Genomic DNA, 2,805 nt, shown 5'->3' with positions numbered 1-2,805 from the left:
GCGCTCGCCCTCGGCTTTGTCGTACGGCTTGTCGGTCGGCGGGGTTTCAATCTGCATGGTGTGAGGCTTTCAAAGGGTTGTTCCGCGGCAATGCCACCCACTGCCCTTGCAGGGCGTGCACCTCGATGCGGTGGTCAAAAACGGCTTCCAGCGCGCGGTGCGTGGCGGCATCGGCACACGCCCCCTGGTGCGTGATGCGGCCTTGGGCCATCACCACCAGCTCGTCGGCGTGCAGCGCCATGCCCACTTCGTGCAGCACGCTCACCACCGTCCGGCCGTCGCGCACCAGCGCCTGCACCAGATCGAGCCAGTCGGCCTGGTGTGGCGGGTCGAGGTTGGCCAGGGGTTCGTCCATCAGCAGCACCTGCGCCTCCACCGCGAGCGCGCGGGCCAGCAGCACGCGCTGGCGCTCGCCGCCCGAGAGCTGGCCCAGCGTGCGGGCCCTCCAGTCCCAGGCCTGGGTGGCGCGCAGCGCGCGCTCCACCGCCGCGTGGTCGGCGGCGCTGGGCGGGCTCAGCCAGGCCTGGTGCGGCAGGCGGCCGAGCATGGCCACGTCCCACACCGTCAGGTCGTCGGCGCTGGCCTCGCTCTGCCCCAGCCACGACAGTTGTTGTGCGCGCTGGCGGTGCGGCCAGTCGGCCAGCGGCCGGCCCAGCAGCGCCACCGCACCGCTGTGCGGCAGCAGGCCGGCCAGACAGCGCAGCAAGGTGGACTTGCCCGCGCCGTTGGGGCCGACGATGCTGGTCCAGCGACCCTGCGGCAGGTTCAGCGAGATACGGTGCAGGATCGGCTCGTCGCCCAGGCGGGCGCTCAGGTCGCAGGTCTGGATCGCGAGGTTCACAACCCACCTCCGCGCGAGGCACGTGTGTTGCGCTGCATCAGCCACAGCAGGTAACCGCCGCCGAGCACCGCGGTGAGCACGCCCACCGGCAGTTCCTGCGGCGCGATCAACCAGCGCGCCAGCGTGTCGGCCGCCATCAGCAGCACACCGCCCATTGAGCTGGCCAGCAGCATCAGGCGGGCGCTGGTGGTCTTGACCAGCGAGCGCACCAGGTGCGGCGCGGCCAGGCCCACGAACGCGATCAACCCGGTCTGCGCCACGGCGGTGCCAGTGGCCAGCGCCAGCACGCCCACCAGCGCGGCGCGCATGGGGCCCAGCGGCAAGCCCAGGCTGCGCGCGGTCGCATCGCCCAGGCTCAGGCCGTCGAGCACGCGCGCGAACAGCCAGGCAGCCAACGCGCACAGCGCCCAAACGCCCGCCATCAGCAGGCAGGCGGTCCAGCCCACGAAGCTGGTCGAACCCAGCATGAAGGCCTGCATGGCCTGCAACGACTCGGGCGAAAACACCAGTACCAGGTGCGTCATCGCACCCAGCACCACGCCCACCACCACCCCGGCCAGCAGCAGGCGCAGCGTGTGCTGCACGCCGCGCGAAAGCACCAGCGTCAGCAACACCGCCAGCACCGCGCCGCAAAAGGCTGCGCCGGTCAGGCCCAGGCGCACCAGTGCGCTGCCCGAAAACACACTCACGGCCGCACCGTTCATCATGCTGCCGCCCAGCATGCCAGCGCCGCCGCCCATGGCGGCCAGCGCCAGCGCCACGCCCAGCGACGCCCCGGAGGCGCTGCCCAGCAGAAAAGGATCGGCCAGCGGGTTGCGGAACAGGCCTTGCGCCACCGCACCCGCCAGTCCGAGCAACGCGCCCGCCATCCAGGCCCCCAGGGTGCGCGGCAGGCGGATCTCCCACACGATCTGCTGCGCCATGGCGGTGGCGGCCGGATCGGCCTGCGGGTTCAGCAGGGGACCGATCAGGTTCTCGAAACCGGCGCTGCCCACGCAAACCCCCAGCGCGGCCAGCGCCAGTGCCACGAGCAGCATGCCCACGACCAGCCACGACGCGCGGCGGGCGTTCACGATTTCGCTTTCCCGGTGCCGGGCGACTTGCCGGCCAGGCAGCGGGCCATGATGCGCGCGCCTTCGGCCATGCGCGGGCCGGGGCGCACCAGCGCATCGGACTCCGCCACCGGGAACACACACAGCCGCTGTTCACGGACCGCGCGCATGCCGGCCCAGCCCGGGCGCTGCGCCATGCCCTCGACGTTGCGTTCGCCGACCATGATCAGGTCCGGGTTGGCGCGCACGATGAATTCGGGGTTGAGCTTCGGGAAGGGCCCGAGCGATGCGGGCACGATGTTCTTCGCGCCCAGCCGGGTCAGGGTCTCGCCAATGAACGAGCTTTCACCCGCCGCGTAGGGCCCCTGGTTGACCTCGAAATACACCCGCGCGCCGCGGGCCGCGGGCGGGACGGACTGGGCCGCCGCCATCACGGCGGCGTCGATGGCGCGCCAGATCTTCTGCGCGTCGGCCACCTCCAGCAGCTGGCCGATCTTGAGCATCACGCGCTGCACGTCGGCGTGCGTCTTGGGCTCCAGCGCCACCACTTTCAGGCCCAGGGCGCGCAGGCGTTCGGCCGCGCGCGAGGACGTCGCCATCAGCACCACGTCGGGCCGCAGCGCGACGATGGCCTCGATGTTTGGGTCCAGCCCGCCACCCACCTGGGGCAGCCGCTTCAGGCTGGCCGGGAAGTCGGAATAGCGGTCCACACCCACCAGCCGCGCGCACTGCCCCAGTTCGCACACCGTCTCGGCCAGCGACGGCAGCAGGCTCACGATGCGCTGCGGCGAGCGTTCAAAGTGCACCACCACGCCCGCGTCGTCGGTGATCTGCAGCGCGGCCTGCGCGGGCTCACCGCACAAGGCCAGCAGGGTCAGCGCGACGGTCGCAAGGGTCTGGCGGATCGACTTC

Annotated in this window: 3 protein-coding genes; all 3 read right to left on the bottom strand. The window is 71.8% G+C overall.

The window, feature by feature from the left end; translation table 11 throughout:
• Positions 1-46: 46 nt before the first annotated feature.
• Complete coding sequence (locus tag ACR2JA_RS12615; protein ID WP_434009429.1) at positions 47-841, bottom strand: ABC transporter ATP-binding protein; 795 nt, start codon at positions 839-841, stop codon at positions 47-49.
• Entirely contained in the window at positions 838-1,878 is a 1,041-nt protein-coding gene (locus tag ACR2JA_RS12610) for a FecCD family ABC transporter permease (RefSeq protein ID WP_434009430.1), read from the bottom strand. The genes ACR2JA_RS12615 and ACR2JA_RS12610 overlap by 4 nt, the downstream gene beginning before the upstream one ends.
• Before the next feature lie 32 nt (positions 1,879-1,910).
• Positions 1,911-2,805, bottom strand: an 895-nt coding sequence (locus ACR2JA_RS12605) for an ABC transporter substrate-binding protein (protein ID WP_434009428.1), incomplete at its 5' end; no start/stop codon positions are given.

The sequence above is a fragment of the Hydrogenophaga sp. genome (genome assembly GCF_051007235.1).
GTDB lineage: Bacteria > Pseudomonadota > Gammaproteobacteria > Burkholderiales > Burkholderiaceae_C > Hydrogenophaga.
Note: the sequence above shows the minus strand (reverse complement) of the source record. Positions and strands in the feature narration are given on the sequence as shown.

Excerpts from the sequence above, each read along its gene's own strand:
- ACR2JA_RS12610 (WP_434009430.1), bottom strand. The coding sequence starts at position 1,878 with ATGCTGCTCGTGGCACTGGCGCTGGCCGCGCTGGGGGTTTGCGTGGGC.